General features: G+C 41.2%; 21 protein-coding genes. 16 read left to right on the top strand and 5 right to left on the bottom strand.

The genetic code is table 11. The features are described 5' to 3' along the window. Positions 1–32: 32 nt before the first annotated feature. The gene (gene hslR / locus L2672_RS16145; protein ID WP_248996939.1) at positions 33–407 is read right to left on the bottom strand and encodes a ribosome-associated heat shock protein Hsp15; all 375 of its coding nucleotides are present in this window, start codon (positions 405–407) and stop codon (positions 33–35) included. A 277-nt stretch (positions 408–684) separates the two neighbouring features. On the opposite strand from hslR, the gene gspC reads away from it, so the two are divergent. The 12 genes from gspC (at position 685) to L2672_RS16085 (ending at position 12223) form a co-directional block, all read left to right on the top strand. After that, on the top strand, positions 685–1599 hold the full coding sequence (gene gspC / locus L2672_RS16140; RefSeq protein WP_248996878.1) for a type II secretion system protein GspC: 915 nt from the start codon (positions 685–687) through the stop codon (positions 1597–1599). Between the two features lie 27 nt (positions 1600–1626). Further along, positions 1627–3759 (top strand): type II secretion system secretin GspD, encoded by a 2133-nt coding sequence (gene gspD / locus L2672_RS16135; protein WP_248996877.1) that lies wholly within the window; start codon positions 1627–1629, stop codon positions 3757–3759. Then, complete coding sequence (gene gspE, locus L2672_RS16130) at positions 3752–5305, top strand: type II secretion system ATPase GspE (RefSeq protein ID WP_248996876.1); 1554 nt, start codon at positions 3752–3754, stop codon at positions 5303–5305. Before gspD ends, gspE begins: the two co-directional genes overlap by 8 nt. A 3-nt stretch (positions 5306–5308) precedes the next feature. Beyond that, positions 5309–6541 carry a type II secretion system inner membrane protein GspF gene (gspF, locus tag L2672_RS16125; protein WP_248996875.1) on the top strand — a complete coding sequence of 411 codons (1233 nt, stop codon included), beginning with the start codon at positions 5309–5311 and terminating at the stop codon, positions 6539–6541. 76 nt (positions 6542–6617) lie between these two features. Continuing rightward, positions 6618–7052, top strand: coding sequence for a type II secretion system major pseudopilin GspG (gene gspG / locus L2672_RS16120; protein ID WP_248996874.1), 435 nt, complete (start codon positions 6618–6620; stop codon positions 7050–7052). Between the two features lie 3 nt (positions 7053–7055). Then, a complete protein-coding gene (gene gspH, locus L2672_RS16115) occupies positions 7056–7628 on the top strand; it encodes a type II secretion system minor pseudopilin GspH (RefSeq protein WP_248996873.1) in 573 nt (190 codons plus the stop codon). Continuing rightward, positions 7621–7989 (top strand): type II secretion system minor pseudopilin GspI, encoded by a 369-nt coding sequence (gene gspI, locus L2672_RS16110; RefSeq protein ID WP_248996872.1) that lies wholly within the window; start codon positions 7621–7623, stop codon positions 7987–7989. Before gspH ends, gspI begins: the two co-directional genes overlap by 8 nt. Next, positions 7970–8707 (top strand): type II secretion system minor pseudopilin GspJ, encoded by a 738-nt coding sequence (gspJ, locus tag L2672_RS16105; protein WP_248996871.1) that lies wholly within the window; start codon positions 7970–7972, stop codon positions 8705–8707. The genes gspI and gspJ overlap by 20 nt, the downstream gene beginning before the upstream one ends. Next, positions 8707–9696, top strand: a complete 990-nt coding sequence (gene gspK, locus L2672_RS16100) for a type II secretion system minor pseudopilin GspK (RefSeq protein ID WP_248996870.1) — start codon at positions 8707–8709, stop codon at positions 9694–9696. Before gspJ ends, gspK begins: the two co-directional genes overlap by 1 nt. Positions 9697–9741: 45 nt before the next feature. After that, the gene (gene gspL, locus L2672_RS16095) at positions 9742–10974 is read left to right on the top strand and encodes a type II secretion system protein GspL (RefSeq protein ID WP_248996869.1); all 1233 of its coding nucleotides are present in this window, start codon (positions 9742–9744) and stop codon (positions 10972–10974) included. A 1-nt stretch (position 10975) separates the two neighbouring features. Next, positions 10976–11452: a type II secretion system protein M gene (locus tag L2672_RS16090; protein WP_248996868.1), complete on the top strand. Its 477-nt coding sequence runs from the start codon at positions 10976–10978 to the stop codon at positions 11450–11452. A 9-nt stretch (positions 11453–11461) separates the two neighbouring features. After that, positions 11462–12223 (top strand): type II secretion system protein N, encoded by a 762-nt coding sequence (locus tag L2672_RS16085; RefSeq protein ID WP_248996867.1) that lies wholly within the window; start codon positions 11462–11464, stop codon positions 12221–12223. A gap of 93 nt (positions 12224–12316) precedes the next feature. Here L2672_RS16085 and yrfG read toward each other — a convergent pair whose 3' ends face one another. Beyond that, positions 12317–12985 (bottom strand): GMP/IMP nucleotidase, encoded by a 669-nt coding sequence (gene yrfG / locus L2672_RS16080; RefSeq protein WP_248996866.1) that lies wholly within the window; start codon positions 12983–12985, stop codon positions 12317–12319. Between the two features lie 77 nt (positions 12986–13062). Here yrfG and nudE point away from each other — a divergent pair, with 77 nt between their 5' ends. Both nudE and cysQ read left to right on the top strand, forming a co-directional pair. Beyond that, positions 13063–13611, top strand: coding sequence for an ADP compounds hydrolase NudE (nudE, locus tag L2672_RS16075; protein ID WP_248996865.1), 549 nt, complete (start codon positions 13063–13065; stop codon positions 13609–13611). A 92-nt stretch (positions 13612–13703) separates the two neighbouring features. Next, positions 13704–14513: a 3'(2'),5'-bisphosphate nucleotidase CysQ gene (gene cysQ, locus L2672_RS16070; protein ID WP_248996864.1), complete on the top strand. Its 810-nt coding sequence runs from the start codon at positions 13704–13706 to the stop codon at positions 14511–14513. A gap of 99 nt (positions 14514–14612) precedes the next feature. Here cysQ and L2672_RS16065 read toward each other — a convergent pair whose 3' ends face one another. Then, entirely contained in the window at positions 14613–15719 is a 1107-nt protein-coding gene (locus tag L2672_RS16065; RefSeq protein WP_248996863.1) for a fatty acid desaturase, read from the bottom strand. A 166-nt stretch (positions 15720–15885) separates the two neighbouring features. Between L2672_RS16065 and fabR the strand changes: the two genes are divergently transcribed. Further along, entirely contained in the window at positions 15886–16509 is a 624-nt protein-coding gene (gene fabR, locus L2672_RS16060) for an HTH-type transcriptional repressor FabR (protein WP_248996862.1), read from the top strand. Positions 16510–16611: 102 nt separating this feature from the next. Here fabR and trmA read toward each other — a convergent pair whose 3' ends face one another. After that, positions 16612–17709, bottom strand: coding sequence for a tRNA (uridine(54)-C5)-methyltransferase TrmA (gene trmA / locus L2672_RS16055; protein ID WP_248996861.1), 1098 nt, complete (start codon positions 17707–17709; stop codon positions 16612–16614). Between the two features lie 84 nt (positions 17710–17793). Here trmA and murI point away from each other — a divergent pair, with 84 nt between their 5' ends. Further along, positions 17794–18567, top strand: coding sequence for a glutamate racemase (murI, locus tag L2672_RS16050; RefSeq protein WP_248996860.1), 774 nt, complete (start codon positions 17794–17796; stop codon positions 18565–18567). Between the two features lie 20 nt (positions 18568–18587). Here murI and L2672_RS16045 read toward each other — a convergent pair whose 3' ends face one another. Next, complete coding sequence (locus tag L2672_RS16045; RefSeq protein ID WP_248996859.1) at positions 18588–19037, bottom strand: RNA recognition motif domain-containing protein; 450 nt, start codon at positions 19035–19037, stop codon at positions 18588–18590. Between the last annotated feature and the right edge of the window lie 682 nt (positions 19038–19719).

The following is a 19719-nucleotide window of genomic DNA, read 5'->3' as shown; positions in this document are numbered from 1 at the left end:
TTGTATTAATCGAATTGGCATGTGTTCGATATTTATAAATCTTTAAAACGCAGTATTTGTCTACGTTGTTTTTTATCCGGTTTATTATCTGGAGCCGGATTGTTGAGGATATTTAATCGCCTAGCTTCTGCGTTGAACTCACGTTTAGTGATGCTTTGCTCGGTCTCTTGATATAGTGTTTGGGCAATAGCTGCGCCTTGGCGTTGCTCAGATAATTTTACAATAACGACTTCTTTGTCATCATGACCTTGGCGTAATCTAATTTTAGCACCAACTTCAGCATTTTTGCTTGATTTGGTACGTTGGCCGTTATAATGCACTTTGCCACCATTGATCATGTCTTTTGCCAGTGCGCGAGTTTTGTAAAAACGAGCCGCCCAAAGCCATTTATCGAGTCTAACCGTCATTTTATCAAGTTTAGTGTCTTTCAACTTGCCTCCAAAACACGACTAAGTTCACAAGCTGAGTCATTTTATCGTCATACCTAAAAAGTATAGTGATAAAAGGTGGCAGCCCTCACAGCCTTTTTAAGCGCGCAAAGTTAGCATATTTAACTGTATTTCGCCAATTGATCTGCTGTGGGCTTGTTGCAAATTGCAGTGTAGGTTAGCATGAGTAGCAAATGCTAAATTAACAACATAAAACAGAGGCCTGTACCGAAGAGGTATAGAGGGTCCAAAACCTATGGATTTACTAGATAAACTGATTGCCAAAGCGGCAGTGGTTCCTCATAAACAAGTGAGTAGTGTTGTTTTTTGGAGTGGCCTAACTGTTGCTCTTTTACTTGCAGCACAAATTACATGGAAGTTAATGCCAACATCTGAAGATCAAGTCAGATGGCAACCTTCCCCAGTAACAGCATCCACGTCTAAACGAGTGGAACTTGATGCTGTGCGCGATCTATTCTTATTCGGTAAAGTTGATAGCGAGGCGTCAACAAAACCTAAAGTCGAAGAAGTGGCGCAAATTACTGATGCGCCAAAAACTAATTTATCAATTCAGCTGACGGGTGTTGTTGCTTCAACCGCGCAACAAAAAGGGTTGGCGATTATCGAGTCAAGCGGTAGTCAAGAAACCTATAGTCTAGGGGATAAAATCAAAGGGACTTCAGCATCATTAAAAGAAGTCTATGCCGACCGAATTATTATCACTAACTCGGGCCGCTATGAAACATTAATGTTAGATGGACTCAAATACACCACAGAAAGTCAGGCGAATCAGCAGTTACAGCAGGCAAAATCTAATCGCAAAGTGAAGAAAGTCGATATGCGAAATACTGAGTTTTCTAATGAGTTAGCAAACTCTCGTGAGGAACTGTTGTCTGACCCAAGTAAGATTACCGATTTTATTGCGATTTCACCGGTTCAAAGTGAAGGTGAGTTATCAGGATATAGACTCAACCCAGGTAAAGACGCGAAACTATTTAAAAGTGCTGGATTTCAACCCAGTGATTTAGCCAAATCAATTAACGGATATGACCTGACTGATATGAGTCAAGCTCTAGAGGTTATGGGCCAATTACAAGAACTGACCGAGATGTCAGTCATGGTTGAGCGTGAAGGTCAATTAGTCGAAATCATGTTTAGCTTGCCAGAATAATGAAGTGGCATTAGGGGAAATAAAATAATGAATAACAAAGGGCTTCGACACAAGATTATTGCGGGTATGCTGGCAAGTGCTGCCATGCTTGCCTCATATGGTGCTTGGTCGGAACAATATGCTGCCAACTTTAAAGGCACAGATATTCAAGAGTTCATTAATATTGTCGGTAAAAACCTCAATAGAACCATTATTGTTGATCCAACTGTTCGTGGAAAAATTAATGTTCGTAGTTATGACTTATTGAATGATGAGCAATACTACCAATTCTTTTTAAACGTATTACAAGTTTATGGTTATGCCGTTGTTGAAATGGAAAACAACGTCATTAAAGTCATTAAAGATAAAGATGCAAAAACGGCGGCTATTCGCGTTGCTGACGACTCTACCCCAGGGTTAGGTGACGAAATGGTGACCCGCATTGTGGCACTTTATAACACTGAAGCTAAGCAACTTGCCCCGCTATTACGTCAATTAAATGATAACGCTGGTGGCGGTAACGTCGTGAACTACGATCCATCTAACGTATTGATGATTTCAGGTCGTGCGGCAGTAGTGAACAAGCTAGTTGATATTGTTCGCCGAGTCGATAAACAGGGCGATACAGCAGTACAAGTGGTGTCGTTAGAGTTTGCTTCAGCGGGTGAAATTGTTCGTATTATTGACACCCTTTATCGCTCAAGTGCAAATCAGGCACAGCTTCCAGGGCAAGCCCCTAAGGTGGTGGCAGATGAACGTATTAATGCTGTTGTGGTTAGTGGTGATGAAAAAAGCCGCCAACGCGTTGTTGAATTAATTAAGCGTTTAGATGCTGAGCAAGCCAATACGGGTAACACCAAAGTAAGATATTTACGTTACGCTAACGCAGAAGATTTAGTGGAAGTGCTAACCGGTTTTGCTGAGCGTCTAGAAGGCGGTCAAGAGTCTGGCCAGCAAAGTAGTGGTGGCAAACGTCGTAATGAAATTAACATTATGGCGCATACCGACACTAATGCCCTTGTGATCAGCGCTGAGCCAGATCAACTACGCACCATTGAAAGCGTGATAAACCAATTAGATATTCGTCGTGCTCAAGTATTAGTTGAAGCGATTATTGTAGAAGTTTCAGAAGGCGATGATGTTGGCTTTGGTATCCAGTGGGCAACAGAAGCCGGTGGTGGTACCCAGTTTAATAACTTAGGTCCAACGATTGGCGAAATTGGTGCGGGTATTTGGAATGCCCAGGGTGAAGAAGGTTCGAAGGTCTGTGATGGCACTATTTGTACCGAAAACCCTGATACTCGTGGTGACATTACCTTACTGGCTCAAGCGCTAGGTAAAGTAAACGGTATGGCATGGGGCGTGGCAATGGGCGACTTTGGTGCGCTTATACAAGCGGTTTCCTCTGACACCAACTCAAACGTACTTGCAACACCTTCTATTACCACCCTAGATAACCAAGAAGCCTCGTTTATTGTGGGTGACGAAGTCCCTATTTTAACCGGTAGCCAAAACTCAAGTAATGGTAACAGCAACCCGTTCCAAACCGTTGAACGTAAAGAAGTGGGTGTTAAATTAAAAGTTGTGCCACAAATTAACGAAGGTACGTCGGTTAAATTAACCATCGAACAAGAAGTATCAGGTATTAATGGTAAAACCGGTGTTGACGTTACTTTTGCAACGCGTCGTTTAACCACTACCGTGATGGCCGACTCAGGCCAGATTGTGGTACTAGGTGGATTAATTAACGAAGAAGTACAAGAAAGTGTCCAAAAAGTACCTTTCTTAGGTGATATTCCGATTATTGGTCATTTATTCAAGTCGTCTTCAAGCGGTAAGAAAAAGAAAAACCTGATGGTATTTATCAAGCCGACCATTATTCGTGACGGTATAACAATGGAAGGTATTGCGGGTAGAAAGTATAACTACTTCCGTGCATTGCAGATTGAACAGCAAGAGCGTGGTGTTAACTTAATGCCTAATACGCAAGTCCCTGTACTTGAAGAGTGGAACCAAGACGAATACGTTCCAGACTCTGTAAATGCCGTATTAGAGCGTTACAAAAGTGGTAAAGGATTAGAAACACAAATGCGTGAAACTGATTCAACCTTAAAAACCATTAGCGAAAGCAAAGAAAAAGATCGTCAAGGTGCGGAAGTAAGCGAGAATACCGATGACTGATTTAACCGCTGAACCTTTAACGCAGGTATCACAAGAGTTGGCGATGGAAGTGGAAGGCGATGAAGTTTTCCACTCCAACAGTAAAGAGCGCCTGCCTTTTACTTTTTCACACCGCTACCAGCTAGTATTAGCGATGCAAGATGACCAGCTTGCGTTGTTTTATACCGATACGACACCGCTGGCGGCAATGTTAGAGGCTCGACGTTATACCGGCCAAGATTTACCGTTATTTAAATTAGAACCCGCTGCTTTTGAGGCTAAATTAACCCAAGCTTACCAAGCAAATTCATCAGAGGCGCAGCAGCTGATGGAAGATATTGGTAATGAAATGGACTTGTTTACCTTGGCTGAAGAGCTTCCTCAAACAGAGGATCTGTTAGAAGGTGATGATGACGCACCTATTATTAAGTTAATTAATGCCTTATTGTCAGAAGCGATTAAAGAAGAAGCGTCAGATATTCACGTTGAAACCTACGAAAAACAATTAGTTGTCCGTTTCAGAATTGATGGCGTGTTAAAAGAAGTTCTTAAACCCAATCGTAAGCTATCGTCTTTGTTAGTTTCGCGTATTAAGGTTATGGCACGATTGGATATTGCTGAAAAACGTGTACCTCAAGACGGTCGTATTTCACTGCGTATTGCGGGTCGTGCTGTTGATGTGCGTGTATCGACCATGCCGTCAAGTCATGGTGAGCGCGTGGTAATGCGTTTGCTTGACAAAAACACCGGTAACTTAGATTTACTGCAATTAGGTATGACACCAAGTATTCAGGAGACATTCGAGCAGCTTATTCGAAAACCTCATGGAATTATCTTGGTTACTGGCCCGACAGGTTCAGGTAAAAGTACCACCCTATATGCCGGCTTAACTGAAATTAATTCAAAAGATACCAATATTCTTACCGTAGAAGATCCTATTGAGTACGAACTTGAAGGTATTGGTCAAACGCAGGTGAACACCAAAGTTGATATGACCTTTGCCCGTGGCTTACGTGCCATTTTACGTCAAGACCCTGACGTAGTCATGATTGGTGAAATCCGTGACTTAGAAACAGCACAAATTGCGGTTCAAGCCTCGTTAACCGGTCACTTAGTGATTTCTACTTTGCATACCAATACCGCATCTGGTGCAATTACACGTTTACAAGATATGGGCGTTGAGCCTTTCTTAGTCTCATCAAGTTTGCTAGGCGTATTAGCACAGCGACTCATTCGTACACTTTGCCCAAGCTGTAAAGAAGCCCATGAGCCGGATGACAGAGAACGTGAGTTGTTAGGTATTACCGTCAACGACACCACGCAAATATATCGTGCTGTAGGCTGTAAAGCTTGTGGTCATAACGGCTATAAAGGCCGAACAGGTATTCATGAGCTATTAGTAGTTGATGACAACGTACGTGAATTGATCCATGGTGGTCGTGGTGAGTTAGCCATTGAAAAGTATGTCCGCAAAACTATTCCAAGTATTCGTCATGATGGGATGAGCAAAGTACTTGCAGGCGTGACCACATTAGAAGAAGTATTACGTGTGACACGCGAGGAATAATCAATGGCAGCGTTTGAATACAAAGCCCTTGATACCAAAGGCAAACAACAAAAAGGCGTGATTGAAGCTGACTCAGCACGTCATGCCCGTAGCCAGTTGCGCGAGCAACGGTTAATGCCGATTGAAATACAACAAGTGAGTGAAAAGGAAGCCCGCGCACAACGTGGCGGCTTCAGTTTGGCTAACTTATTTAAAAAGCGTATTTCAGTTGCTGAGCTTGCGCTTATTACTCGCCAAATTGCCACTTTGGTTGCCGCCGGATTACCCATTGAAGAAGCGCTAAAAGCGGTTGGTCAACAGTCTGAAAAAGCTCGTTTGGGTAATATGGTGATGGCGGTTCGCTCTCGGGTCGTTGAAGGCTATAGCCTTGCTGATTCGATGGCTGAATTCCCCCATGTTTTTGATGACTTATATCGCGCTATGGTGGCGTCGGGCGAAAAGTCTGGCCATTTAGAAGTGGTATTAAATCGTTTAGCAGATTACACCGAACGCCGCCAACAGCTGAAGTCAAAATTGACCCAAGCCATGATTTACCCCGCAGTACTTACCACAGTGGCAATATCGGTTATTGCCGTACTGTTAGCCGCCGTTGTGCCTAAAGTGGTTGGCCAGTTTGAACATATGGGGCAAGAGCTACCGGGCACAACTCAATTTCTAATTGTTGCTTCAGACTTTGTGCAACACTATGGTTTTATTGTTTTAGGGGTGATTTTTGGGTTAATTGTGGTTTTCAAGCGTCTACTTAAAACCCCTTCAGTTCGGATGAAATATGACACGCTGCTACTGCAAATGCCCGTGGTTGGCAATGTGAGTAAAAGTATCAATACCGCTCGATTTGCGCGAACGTTAAGTATTTTATCAGCCAGCTCAGTACCATTATTAGATGGAATGAAAATTTCAAGTGAAGTGCTACAAAACGTAAAGGTGCGTGCCGCTGTTGATGAGGCCACCGCTAGAGTTCGAGAAGGTACCAGTTTAGGCGCCGCATTAACCAATACCAAGTTGTTCCCTGCCATGATGCTTTACATGATTGCCTCGGGTGAGAAAAGTGGCCAGTTGGAAGATATGTTAGAGCGTGCGGCCGATAACCAAGACCGTGAATTTGAATCAAACGTTAATATTGCCCTGGGTGTATTTGAGCCGTTACTTGTTGTGAGCATGGCGGGTGTTGTGCTGTTTATCGTGATGGCAATTTTACAACCAATTTTAGAGTTAAATAATTTAATCAGTGGTTAATGACGATTCGCCCATCGATATCGGCAATCCCATTACTACACCCAAACATCAATCTTGTTTTTAGAGGAAGTATTTAATGCAAAAACAAAATAAACAACGTGGTTTTACCTTACTAGAAGTCATGGTGGTTATTGTGATTTTAGGTATTTTGGCTTCTATGGTCGTACCTAACTTAATGGGCAACAAAGATAAGGCCGATCAACAGAAAGCTGTTTCTGACATTGTGGCATTAGAAAATGCGCTTGATATGTATCGATTAGACAACGGCGTATACCCAACAACAGAACAAGGTTTAGAAGCCTTGGTCCAAAAGCCATCGTCTTCACCTGAGCCTCGTAATTACCGTGACGGTGGCTACGTAAAACGTTTACCACAAGACCCATGGCGCAATGACTATTTATTATTAAGCCCGGGTGAAAACAGTCGATTAGACATCTTTACCGCAGGCCCAGATGGCCAACCAGGTACTGAAGATGATATTGGTAACTGGAATCTACAAGATTTCCAATAAACCATGAATAAACACTGTCAAGCAGGTTTTACTTTATTAGAAGTCTTGCTGGTTGCATTGCTTATGGGGCTTGCTGCATCAGCAGTAACCATTTCTATGAGCAGTGCAGGGCCAGAGCAAACCTTGAATAAACAAGCTAAACGCTTTATTGCCGCAGCTGAGTTAGTGCTTGATGAAACCGTGTTAAGTGGCCAGTTTATTGGCATTGTGGTGGAAGACACCCAATACCAATTTGTGGCCTATGAGGACGGTAAATGGGTGACTATTGAAGACGACAAACATTTGGCCGTACATGAATTAGAGCCGGGAATAAAACTCGATTTGCTCCTTGATGGAATGCCGTTAGACCAAGAAGACGAAGATCAAGACTCTTGGTTTGATGAGCCTTTCATTGATGAAAAAACGGAAGAAGAGAAACGCAAAAATCCAGAGCCGCAAATTTTGCTATTTCCCAGTGGTGAAGTGACGCCATTTGAGTTGACCTTTATGACCGTAAACGAGAATCGTACTCCTATAGATGTTGTGGTGGTGGGTGACGCCATTGGGCGTTTATCATTAGGTTTTATCGATGAATAACGCAAAAGGCATGACCTTACTCGAAGTGATTGTGGCATTAGCCGTTTTTTCTATTGCCGCGGTTTCTGTCACTAAGAGCTTGGGCGAGCAAATGACTAATATGCCCATATTAGAAGAGCGCACGTTAGGACAATGGCTAGCCAGCAATCGTATGGTGGAAGCTAGGTTACCTGAAGCTTTTCCTGAGCTGGGTAATAAAGACGGTGAAGTTGAATTTGCTGGTGAAGATTGGTTTTGGCGGCAAGAGGTGATTAAAACCACTGATGACAATTTTAGAATGATACGTATTAGCGTCAGCAAAGATGAACGCTTTAAAAATATTGTTGCCCAAGTGAGTAGTTATGTTCACAAACGCAACTAAAGCCAATAGCGGCTTCACGCTACTAGAGATGCTAGTGGCCATTGCGATTTTTGCCATGATAGGTCTGGCGGCCAATTCAGTACTATCGACGGTAATGAAAAATGACGAAGCCACTAAAGCTTTTTCGGTTCGATTGAAAGCGTTGCAACAAGGTTTTGGTGCCATTGAGCGTGACTTAGGGCAAATGGTTGCGCGCACTTTTCGTGGGTTTGACGGTGAGCGCAGCAGTAATTATTTTCAAACTGGTGATGACTTACTCGATTCAGAAACTGAAGCACTGATTTTTTATCGTTTGGGGTGGTTAAACCCTGACGGTATTTTACCTAGAGGAAGCATTCAGTCAGTGGCTTACGTGGTTCAGGAAGGACGTTTGGAGCGCTGGTATTATCCGTATCCAGAACCTGTAACCGGTGAGGAACCCTTAAAAACCTTAATTATTGAAAATGTTATTTCGGTTGAGTATTCGTTTTATATTAATGATAAATGGGAACGCAAAACCGATGGTTCTACTATGCCAAGAGGCATAGCTATAGAAATTGAACTTGAAGGATTAGGTAAGATCCAACGACAGTTTTTACTGCCTAAAGGCGCATCAGCACCAACTTCTGACGACCAAAATAGCGGTAATAACGGCAATGGTAATGAAAGCGAAGACGGTAGTGAAGACGAAAATGAGAATACCGGCAACGGTAATAGTGCCACAGGTGGTAATAACTAATGGGGCCGCGTAAACAACAAGGTGTGGCCATGATTGTGGTCATTTTGATTGTTGCTGTGGTGGTGATCATCGCCACTAATATTACTAACCGCAATCAATTATCGATGCGCCGAACGCTGAATTTAGCACAATATGATCAAGCCTATTGGTTTGCGCTTTCAGGCGAAGAGCTTGCTATGAAAGTGTTAAAGCAAGATTTTGAAGATGCCGACGGTAATATTGTTCACCGTCAACAATATTGGGCACTTGCAGATGTGATATTTCCGGTTGATGGTGGTGAAATTGCCGGTGAAATATCAGATATGCGCACGTGCTTTAATGTGAATGCGGTAGGAGAAGAGTCCAAAGAGGTCGAAAATGGTCAACCTAAAATGACCTTAGCGGCTAAGCAGTTTCAAGGGCTTCTAATCGCACTCGGTATGGATGAGTTTAGCGCCGAACGACTCACGCATACTTTGAAAGACTATATTGATGAAGACTCGATTTCTAGCCCATATGGCGCTGAAGATGCAGAGTATGAGTCGCGTAAAATACCTTATCGTGCCGCGAATACACTGATGCAACATCGAAGTGAATTACGCGCAGTGTTAGGCTTTAACCAAGAAATTTATTTGGCATTATTGCCTTATGTTTGTGCGATTCCGGGTGAAACCCGACAATTATTAAACGTCAATACCATCGAAGTGGAGCAGGCAGCATTAATGGTGGGAATGTTGGATAACCAAATTTCTATATCAGATGCTGAAAGTATTATAAATCAGCGGCCTGCAGATGGTTTTGAATCAATTGAAGAGTTTTGGGAAAATTCATCAGTAAGAAGTATTACTGCTGAGGCCAACTTAAAATCTAGCTTTGTGATTACCAGTAACTACTTTTTATTACGATCTGGTGCCAAAGTCGATAATGCAATATTTAGAATGGACAGCGTATTAAAACGCAGTGGTAACAATTTAGATGTGATCACTCGTCAATACGGTGGACAACAATAATAACAAACTCAATGCTCGTTGCGCTGAGATTGGTGGAGAAAAACAGTGTCTGAAAGGCTATTTATCCGATTAGGGAAAACGTCAGAGCACTCATGTTCGTGGCTGGTATGGTCAGAGCAGGAGCAAGAAATTATCGCATCAGGTGAATTACCTGATGCACAAAGTCTTGCCAGTTTATCAGAGCGAGCCGGCAATCGACCTGTTGATGTGTTAGTCCCTGCCGCTAGCATGACCTTAACGCAAATTGCGGTGCCTGAAAGCAACCAACGCCAAGCATTAAAAGCCTTGCCCTTTATGTTAGAAGAGTCCATCGCCAGCGATATTGATGATATGCATTTTGTGGTGGGGACTCGTCAAGGCGAAAATGTCAATGTCATCGCGGTTGAGCATGAGCAAATGCAACAATGGTTGGCGTGGCTAACTGATGCAGGGCTAAAACCTAAGTGTATGGTGCCAGACTGCTTAGCGTTACCACTTGAAGAAGCGCGTTGGGCAATAATGAGTTTTGGGGATGAATTCTTACTCAGAACCGGCAATGGAGCAGGGCTAAGTTTACCCAAAACATGGGCTGATTTAGCCTTACCTAAGTTAGTGGCTGACTCACAGCTTGAGCAACAAGATGAACAACAAGATGAGCAGCAAGCTATTGATGTTGCGTGTTATAGCGATGATATTCAAATTGAAACTGATGATCTTATTCTGACCTCAAAGCCGCTAGATTTACCTATGATGGTATTGGCAAAAGGTATATTAAATGCACCAGTCAATTTATTATCAGGCTTATATAAGCCTAAGCGCGAGTACAGCAAGCATCTGATGTTGTGGCGTAATGCTGCCATTGTATTTGCGGTTGTGATTGTGTTGGCGTTGGTGAATAAAGGTTTGAGTATTTCACAACTTAACAAGCAAACAGCAGCACTTAGCGCTCAAAGTGAATCGATTTTCAAATCGGTTACGCCAGGTGTAAATCGTATTGTGAATATCCGCTCACAAATGGACAGCCATTTACGTAGCTTGCAAGGGCAAGGTGGTGGTGCCGCATTTTTTGAAATGTTAGACACATTGAAAACCTCGTTCCAACAAGTTCCACAATTGAAACCCACAAGTATTCGTTTTGATGCCAATAGAAATGAATTACGTATGCAAGTTGTCGCAGATAATTATGAGCAACTAGATAAGTTTAAAGAGTTGGTTGCCAAAGATTATCAATTAGATGGCGGGGCAATGAACAGTAATGAAGATAATGTAACCAGCACCTTAACGTTGAGGAGCAAATAATATGGAAAACTTACGTATTTGGTGGCAAGGGTTACAGTTCAGAGAGCAGCAACTGGTGGGTTCTTGTGGCATATTTGTGGTTATTGGCATACTTTACTGGGGGATCTGGTCGCCTATATCGGCGGCACAGGAAGAGGCTGAGCGTAACTACAATTCAGCGCAACAAACATTAAGTTATGTTAAAACAACAGCAAACAAAATTGCCGGATTAAAGAGTTCAGGCTCTGCGCCTAAAGCCAGAGGTAGTTTAAGTTCAATCGTAAATCAAACAGCGGGCCAGTATTCGTTAGAAATTACCCGCATGCAACCTCAAGGTAATAAAATTCAGCTTTGGATGGATGATGTGCCTTTTGATGCATTATTAAGCTATTTACATGATCTTGTTGTGCAAAAAGGGTTAACGTTAGAAAGTGTCGATTTGTCAGAATCTGACACCGTCGGTTTTGTTAATGTTCGACGCATTCAGCTTTCTCAGTAAGGAATATTTGTGAAGTTATTTGTAAAAATTGGTATTGCAATTATTTTGTATGTGATCTTCTTAATTGTGTATTTACCTGCAAATTGGCTAGTGAGCATTGCACCATTACCCAATAATATTCAAATTTCTGGCGTAGATGGGACGTTATGGCAAGGCAAAGCGGAACTGGTCAAAATTGATCAACGCCAACTAGAACATGTAAGTTGGTCACTGAGTCCGTGGGGGTTATTATTAGGTAAAGCAAATGTCGATTATCAAATTGGCACACGAGCCACGCCAGTGAATAGTAAAGGCTATATCAGCTATTCATTTTCAGGCTTATATGCAGATAATTTACGCTTTGATGCCCCGAATCAGTTTCTTCTTGGTGGAGCAAGACTGCCATTTAGAACAGAAGTGAATGGCGATGTTAGTTTAATGGTCAGCCAGCTTGAGCAAGGTCAACCTTGGTGTGAGCAATTAGAAGGTAAGTTATTTTTAAATGCCACCCATGTAAAAAACCAGTTTGGTGAATACCCACTGGGTGATATTTCCTTAGGATTAAGCTGCCTTGATGGTCAGGTGGTACTTACTACTGATGAGCAAGCGAATCAATTGGGTTTACAGGGCACCATAACGCTAAGTGAAAACAACACTGTTAAAGTGAGCGCAAAAATTAAGCCGGTAAATACTCAGCCACAAGATTTGCAAAAAGCGTTATCGTTTTTAGGTAAGCAAGATAGCCAAGGGTATTACCCCATTAACTACCAAGGTAAAATACCCGGTATGTAAAGTCCGAGTATGTAAAATCCAGGTATGTAAAAAAGGAGCGAATATCGCTCCTTTTTTATCTTTGTATCGGTGCCTATTGTTCCGCTAATTCACTCACCGGCTGCGGGTTAATTCATCGAGTAAGTGATGATAATCATCAATGGCGGGAAAGTCATAGAAAGTCTTATGTGGTTTTTGGCTATCAGGGTTGTTGATACCTAATTGAAACCCTATTCCTGCTTGCTTTGAAGCTTGGAGGATCACTTCGTTATCATCAATAAATAAACACCTGCTAGGATTTAGATTAAATTTCTCAATGGCTTTTTGCCAAAATAGCGGGTGCTCTTTAGGGTAACCTAGTTGATGGCTAGATAACATCGCGTCTAACCCCGCGCCCAGCTCAGTATGCTCTAGCTTTAATGCTAAGCTTTTAGGGTGAGCATTGGTCAATAAAATACGCTGTTTATTATGTGATTTTAATGCCTGTAAAAATGGCATGCTATCTTGGCGCATTTGAATGCGCTCAACTAACGAATAGTGAAGGGTGAGCAAATCTAACCCTAATTGTTGTTGCCAATAATCAATGCAATACCACTCAAGTTTTCCTTCGACCTTACTATAAGCTTGTTCGACTAATTGTTGCGCTTCTGCAACGCTAATTTGTTTTTGGTGACTTAATTGTTGGGGAACCAGATTCAACCAAAAATGATTGTCAAAGTGTAAGTCTAAAAGGGTGCCATCCATATCCAATAAGACGGTATCTATCTTATGCCAAGGAAACATTAAAATTCCGGTTGTAGATTATAAATAGGGTAGTAAGATTGTAACTTGTCCTTTTATATTCGTCACATGAGGTTTTAATGACACAGCGACACAGCAAGCCAGAGATCTTGCATACAGAAACAGTTGCTAAAAGTCGGTTGTTTCAAATTGAGCAAGTCAACCTTAGGTTTTCTAATGGTGTTGAACGTCAATATGAAAGAATGAAAGGCGGAAGTCGTGGTGCTGTTATGGTAGTACCTGTGCATAATGGGCAGCTTCTATTAGCGAAAGAATATGCCGCAGGAACCGACAATTACGAACTCGGTTTTCCAAAGGGATTAATTGACCCCGGTGAAGAGGCTGTAGAAGCTGCCAATCGTGAACTGCAAGAAGAAATTGGCTTTGCCAGTCACAAACTCACACACCTTAAAACCTTATCATTAGCCCCAGGTTACTTTTCAAGTAAAATGGATATCTTTATCGCTGAGCAACTTTATGCCAGTGAGCTTGAAGGTGATGAACCTGAACCGATTGAAGTGATCCCTTGGGCATTAGAGAATTGGCAAGCATTATTATCTGATGTCGACTTTTCTGAGTCTCGAAGTGTGAGCGCATTATTTTTAGCTATACAATTTTTAGAACAATAGATCATTTGTTTTATTCTTCAGCTAAAATAAATTAAAGTGTTATTGAGACATAAAGATACAAAGTAAGCTTATTTCCAGTTATTGGAGTTGTAATGAAGCCAGATGCCGTTATCGAACAAGCCATAAATATCGCCATAGAAGCGGGTGTCGCCATTCGCAAAATTTACGAACAAGGCGATTTTGAGCGTGAAATTAAATCTGATAATACTCCAGTGACCTCTGCTGATATAGCGGCCCATGAAATCATTTGCGCAAAACTTGCCAAACTTACCCCTGATATTCCTATTCTAAGTGAAGAAGACGCCGATATTCCTCTGTCTGTAAGAGAAACGTGGTCGACCTATTGGTTGGTTGATCCTTTAGATGGCACCGGTGAGTTTATTGCGGGTAGCGGTGATTTCTCAGTTATTATTGCTTTGGTTCAGCATAACCGCCCAATTATGGGAATTGTTTATGCACCAATGAGCGAAGTCTGTTATTACGCAATTGCGGGTTCAGGCGCTTATAAACGCGATGGCATTCAAGAAACCCGTATTACCAGTACGCAACTTGCTGAAAGTGAGCAAAGTCATTTACGTATTGCCGTAAGTCGCCGCCAAGACCCACAAAAAGTATTGAATCTATTCACAGATTCGAAAGATTGTGAATTAGTGATATTAGGTGGAGCAGCACTGAAAAGCTGTCTAGTTGCAGAAGGACAAGCTGACTGCTATGTGCGTTTAGGACCCACAGGGGAATGGGATACTGGCGCAGCACAAATTATTGTTGAAGAGGCTGGCGGTGCATTAATTGATATTGATTTACACCCCTTAACCTACAATGAGCGCGATACCTTAGAAAACCCGAACTTTATTGTTGTTGGTACTGAAAATTTACCGTGGAATGTTTTACTGGGTAAATAACCTGCTTTATACGAGATTTGATATAAAAAACGCCACGCAAATGCGTGGCGTTTTTTAATGTTCACTAGGCTATTAACTTCGCTTAGAGGCTAACTTAGTTTAAGCATAAGCTGCGGTTAAACTCTTCCACTGACGTTGTTGTTCTAAAAAGCGTAAGCGTAATTCTTTTACTTGTTCCGTTAAATGAGCATCAACTAGCTGCTTTCTTTTAGCTTCTATTAAGCTTTTCTTGGCTTGATAATAATCCATCAAATGCTGCTTCATGACATCATATTCAGCTTGGCACTTTTCAATAATTTCGTCACAGTTGGGCAAATGCGCCACCTTATTTTGTACACGAAGAAGCTGCATTTGTAATTTTGCCGCCTCAATGCGTTCTTGAGGTACTTTGCGTAAGTCCGAAGCGAGTCCGGTAAGGCTCATGCCTTTGATTAGCCATTTAGTTGGATCATAGTCCCACCATTTAATACCGTTGCGATAATCATTTTCAAAAATATGATGGAAGTTGTGATAACCCTCTCCGTAAGTTAACAAAGCTAAAAAGGCGTTATCACGGGCAGTGTTCTTATTAGTGTACGGTTGTTTTCCCCAAATATGTGCCAATGAATTGATGAAGAAGGTGCAATGGTGCACAACAACCAAGCGTAATAAACCTGCAATGAGTACCATAGAAATAATATCGCCGTTTAACCAACCTAAAAATGCAGGTAGGCCAATATTCATTAACACGACTAATGCTAAATAATGCTTATGTTGCCACATGACAATGGGATCATTTTGTAAGTCACGAACATTGGTGTAATCACTATAGCGGCTTGCTTGATACTCTCTTAACATCCAGCCTATGTGACTATACCAAAAGCCCATTTTGGCCGAATATGGATCTTTATCATTATTATCAACATGTTTATGATGCACCCTATGGTCACTACACCAATGTAATGCACTATTTTGTAAGGCCAGCGCACCGCCAAGAGCAAATAAAACTCTCATAACAGGATGTGCTTTATATGCCTTATGAGACCATAAACGGTGATAACCCGCGGTAATTGATAAACCACTTGCATAAGCTAAAACAATAAATGCTAGCCATTCAACCCCATCAAATCCGTGAACAATGCCACGCCAGGGTACTAAAACAATGGCACCAATAAAGGTTAAGGCAAACAATAAGGTGTTTAACCAAATAATTGGGGGTTTTTTCATTTAGCTGAATTCCTACTAGCTTGAAGTGTTTAAATAAAAACGTTTCAGAGTACATGTGTAAGCTAATTTAGCTTGTGATAGCATTTTGGTCAAGTTCAATAGGGCTGTGTTTTTTAATTAAAAGGGGTATGATCTGTTCATTAATATTGACTGATCGGGTTAATCAATGGGTGTAAGAGCACAACAAAAAGAAAAGACTCGCCGCGCTTTAGTAGATGCTGCGTTTAATCAATTAAGTGCAGAGCGTAGTTTTTCCAGCTTAAGCTTACGCGAGGTAGCCAGAGAAGCAGGTATTGCACCAACCTCATTTTATCGTCATTTTAAAGATATGAATGAACTAGGCTTAACCATGGTTGACGAAGGTGGACTAACATTAAGACAAATGATGCGTAAAGGCCGTCAACGCGCTGAAGCGGGTGGCAGCGTTATTCGTATCTCGGTAGATACTTTTATGGAAGTGATGGAGTCGAACCCTAACGTATTTCGTATTTTATTGCATGAGCGTTCAGGAACCTCTGCTGCATTTCGTGCCGCAGTAGAGCGAGAGATTGAACACTTTATCTCTGAACTTGCTCATTACACTGAAGCGCATGCAAATAGACACCCTGTTTTAGCTAGGGCTCAAGCGGAGGCGTTAGTGACCTTAGTATTTAATGCAGGGGCGAGTGCTTTAGACTTAAAGCGTAGTGACCGTAAACAGTTAGCCGATCAATTAGTATTGCATTTACGAATGGTTGCCACTGGAGCGGAAGCACTTCAGCAAAAGATGGAACAGAAAATGGGCAGTTAATCGAATTGGTTAATCAGGTTAAATGCTTGCGCTACGCATAAAAATGGGCAGATATTATATCTGCCCATTGTTTTTAGCGACCATTGACTATGCCGCTTTTAGTTACTTGCGCTCTAATAATACACCAGACTCCATATGGTCGGTGTAAGGGAACTGATCAAACAACGCAAAACGACTAATCTTATGGGTACTCGATAAAACGTTTAAATTGTCTTTCAAGGTATTTGGATTACATGAAATATACAGAATTCGGTCATATTTTTGCACCAACTTTAATGTTTCATCATCAATGCCCGCTCTAGGAGGGTCAACAAAAATGGTATTACAGTCATAACTATCAAGATCAATTCCCTCTAATCGACGATAGGTACGCTTTTTAGCCATCGCATCACTAAAATCTTCTGCAGACATACGAATAATTTGCAGGTTATTGACCTTATTGATTTCAATATTATATTGAGCAGCATCAACCGATGGCTTAGCTAATTCTGTCGCTAGTACGCGATTGAAATTTTGCGCCAACGCAATAGAGAAATTGCCATTACCGCAATAAAGTTCTAATAAATCACCTGTGCTGTCTTTAGTGGCGTCAATGGCCCATTCCAACATTTTTACAGATACTTTAGCATTCGGCTGGGTGAAGCTATTTTCAATTTGTTTGTAATGCAGCTGTTTGTCATTGACCGTTAGGGTTTCAGTGACAAAATCTTTGTCTAAATCAATTTTTTGCTTTCTGGCTCTACCAATAAAGTTGACATTAAACTGAGCTGATAACTTGGCTTTTAATTGAGTTGCGTGTTGTTGCCACTCATCGTCTAATTGACGGTGATATAGAAGTGACACTAAAATCTCGCCACTTAATGTTGATAAAAAGTCGATTTGGAACAGTTTATGGCGTAAAGCGGGGTTAGGCTTTAATTCAACAATTAATGCAGCCATCATTTGATTTATTAATTCACCTGCAGGCAAATATTGATCACAACGTACTTTTGCATTCAGCTCTTTGTCAAACATGTAGTAATATAAGTCATCACCATCATGCCACATTCTAAATTCCGCTCTCATTCGGTAATGCGCTGGATCAGAGTTAAATACTTCTAATGCTGGTGGGGTAAACTCAGCAAAGGCATGCTCAAGCTTAATACGCTTTTGCTCAAGTTGTGCATCATAGTTTTTTGGGTCCATGGCTGCTAAATTCATTTTCTCCACCAAAGGCAATAAAAAAGGGCGCAAATTTTATAACAAATAGCGCAGATATCCAATGTATATAAGTAGGAGACCACTTTGACAGGGCCAATTTTAGTTTTCGACTCCGGAATAGGTGGCTTATCAGTCCTTACAGAAATTCGTAAACAATTACCTAATAACCATTATCACTACTTATTTGATAATGCTCGTATGCCATATGGAAATTTGAGCGAGCATGAATTAGTCACTGGTTGCGTCGAGTTAATCATGCAACAAGCTGATGTAATCAAGCCCTCTGTCATTGTTGTGGCGTGTAATACGGCCAGCACATTAGTATTGCCAAAGCTTAGACAGCGACTATCAGTACCAATTGTTGGAGTCGTTCCTGCAATTAAGCCTGCTGCCGCTAAATCAATAAACAAACATATTGGTTTATTAGCTACACCAGGAACCGTCGCAAGAGACTATACCCAAGTGCTAATAAACAACTTTGCTAACGACTGCACTGTTGAGTTATTTGGATCATCTGAGCTAGTTCTGATGGCTGAAGAATATATTGCCAGTGGTGAGATTGATCTAGGTAAACTAGAAAAGGTATTACGGCCTATTACATTGACGGATATTGATGTACTGGTGCTCGGTTGTACTCATTTCCCTATCATTGCACAACATATTAGCTCGATTATAGGCAAGAATGTGCAGTTACTAGATTCCGGAGAAGCAATTGCAAATAGGGTTAGCTCATTAATTACAAAGGAAGAGTATTTGAATAGTAAACTGGATGTGAGTTTTACAAAGAAGATTGCAGAAGGGCTAAATAAAGCCTTAGTCGATTATGGTTTTACTACAATGAAACTCATAACCGACTAAATGCTTAATTAAACGTGCTGTTAGTTAGCAGATTCAGCAGGATCAGATTCCTGTGATTTAGCTTCTCTTACTTTTAGGGTACGTTCTTGGAAAATGTAGTCATTTAATTTGCCCATCGCTTTTTGAGCTCCGGCTTCAGACATCTCAACAAAACCAAAACCTTTACGGCGACCAGTCTTACGGTCACGCACTAAACGTACAGAGTTAACGGGACCATATTCACCAAATAGCTCTTTAACTTCACCTTCATGAACACGGTAAGGCAAGTTACCTACATATAAAGTCATTGTTGGACCCACATAAGGTTCATTTGAAGCATTGGCAGAGCCAGCAGGTAAGAAAGTAAAAATAAGTGTAGCGGTAACAATTCCAGCAATAAATGCTACAGAAGCAGCAGCATTAACAAATTGAAAGAAAATAAAAGCACCAACAAGTGCGGCAATAAGAACAATCACGAATGATTTCTGCATAAAATGATCTCTAATAATAATAAATTGAAAAATAACTGTTAAAAAACCGCTATATGTTAATGAATATTACGCAAATTAACCAGTAGGCTGTAGAAAAAACGACCTTAAAATTAGCTTAAATATTAAAAATTAGCGTTTTGAATGTCGTATTGTATGTAAAACAGACGAAGAAAGCGAAATAAAACAGCGATCAGCACAAAAGATCGTCGGTCAGAAAAAAAGATCGTGATCAGGTATTGCACTAAAATTATATCTGCCTATAATGCGCATCCACTGACACGGCACAGCAGCAAACACAAGGTGTATGCGGTAAGCCAGACAGGCCGTTTGAATAGTAAATAACCATTCAAATTGGCGGCGAAAATAAGTTTGAAAAAACACTTGACGCCAACAACTCAATGCGTAAAATACGCAGCCCAAGCCAACGACCAAGCGTCAAATGGCGATGTTTGAAAAATTAACATCAACGCTCTTTAACAATCTATCAAGTAATCTGTGTGGACATTCACAGGTATTGAGTTATTCGAAATGACTTCTTTTGAAGTCATCAAAAATTTAAATCTCAATGCTAAATCTTCGGATTTAGAATGTTCATACTTGACAAGTTAACTCTTTAACTAGAGTTAGCGCATGACAGTAGAATTCATTGAGTCGAACATTGTTCGAAAAAACTTTTAATTGA

The organism is Shewanella gaetbuli, from assembly GCF_023284065.1.
GTDB classification, from domain to species: Bacteria; Pseudomonadota; Gammaproteobacteria; order Enterobacterales; family Shewanellaceae; genus Shewanella; species Shewanella gaetbuli.
This window is presented reverse-complemented; position numbering and strand designations above follow the sequence as displayed.

What these genes read in the sequence shown, in the direction of transcription:
- hslR (WP_248996939.1), bottom strand. Translation starts at nt 407, where the DNA reads ATGACGGTTAGACTCGATAAATGGCTTTGGGCGGCTCGTTTTTACAAA.
- gspC (WP_248996878.1), top strand. Translation starts at nt 685, where the DNA reads ATGGATTTACTAGATAAACTGATTGCCAAAGCGGCAGTGGTTCCTCAT.
- gspD (WP_248996877.1), top strand. Translation starts at nt 1,627, where the DNA reads ATGAATAACAAAGGGCTTCGACACAAGATTATTGCGGGTATGCTGGCA.
- gspE (WP_248996876.1), top strand. Translation starts at nt 3,752, where the DNA reads ATGACTGATTTAACCGCTGAACCTTTAACGCAGGTATCACAAGAGTTG.
- gspF (WP_248996875.1), top strand. Translation starts at nt 5,309, where the DNA reads ATGGCAGCGTTTGAATACAAAGCCCTTGATACCAAAGGCAAACAACAA.
- gspG (WP_248996874.1), top strand. Translation starts at nt 6,618, where the DNA reads ATGCAAAAACAAAATAAACAACGTGGTTTTACCTTACTAGAAGTCATG.
- gspH (WP_248996873.1), top strand. Translation starts at nt 7,056, where the DNA reads ATGAATAAACACTGTCAAGCAGGTTTTACTTTATTAGAAGTCTTGCTG.
- gspI (WP_248996872.1), top strand. Translation starts at nt 7,621, where the DNA reads ATGAATAACGCAAAAGGCATGACCTTACTCGAAGTGATTGTGGCATTA.
- gspJ (WP_248996871.1), top strand. Translation starts at nt 7,970, where the DNA reads ATGTTCACAAACGCAACTAAAGCCAATAGCGGCTTCACGCTACTAGAG.
- gspK (WP_248996870.1), top strand. Translation starts at nt 8,707, where the DNA reads ATGGGGCCGCGTAAACAACAAGGTGTGGCCATGATTGTGGTCATTTTG.
- L2672_RS16090 (WP_248996868.1), top strand. Translation starts at nt 10,976, where the DNA reads ATGGAAAACTTACGTATTTGGTGGCAAGGGTTACAGTTCAGAGAGCAG.
- yrfG (WP_248996866.1), bottom strand. Translation starts at nt 12,985, where the DNA reads ATGTTTCCTTGGCATAAGATAGATACCGTCTTATTGGATATGGATGGC.
- nudE (WP_248996865.1), top strand. Translation starts at nt 13,063, where the DNA reads ATGACACAGCGACACAGCAAGCCAGAGATCTTGCATACAGAAACAGTT.
- cysQ (WP_248996864.1), top strand. Translation starts at nt 13,704, where the DNA reads ATGAAGCCAGATGCCGTTATCGAACAAGCCATAAATATCGCCATAGAA.
- L2672_RS16065 (WP_248996863.1), bottom strand. Translation starts at nt 15,719, where the DNA reads ATGAAAAAACCCCCAATTATTTGGTTAAACACCTTATTGTTTGCCTTA.
- fabR (WP_248996862.1), top strand. Translation starts at nt 15,886, where the DNA reads ATGGGTGTAAGAGCACAACAAAAAGAAAAGACTCGCCGCGCTTTAGTA.
- trmA (WP_248996861.1), bottom strand. Translation starts at nt 17,709, where the DNA reads ATGAATTTAGCAGCCATGGACCCAAAAAACTATGATGCACAACTTGAG.
- L2672_RS16045 (WP_248996859.1), bottom strand. Translation starts at nt 19,037, where the DNA reads ATGCAGAAATCATTCGTGATTGTTCTTATTGCCGCACTTGTTGGTGCT.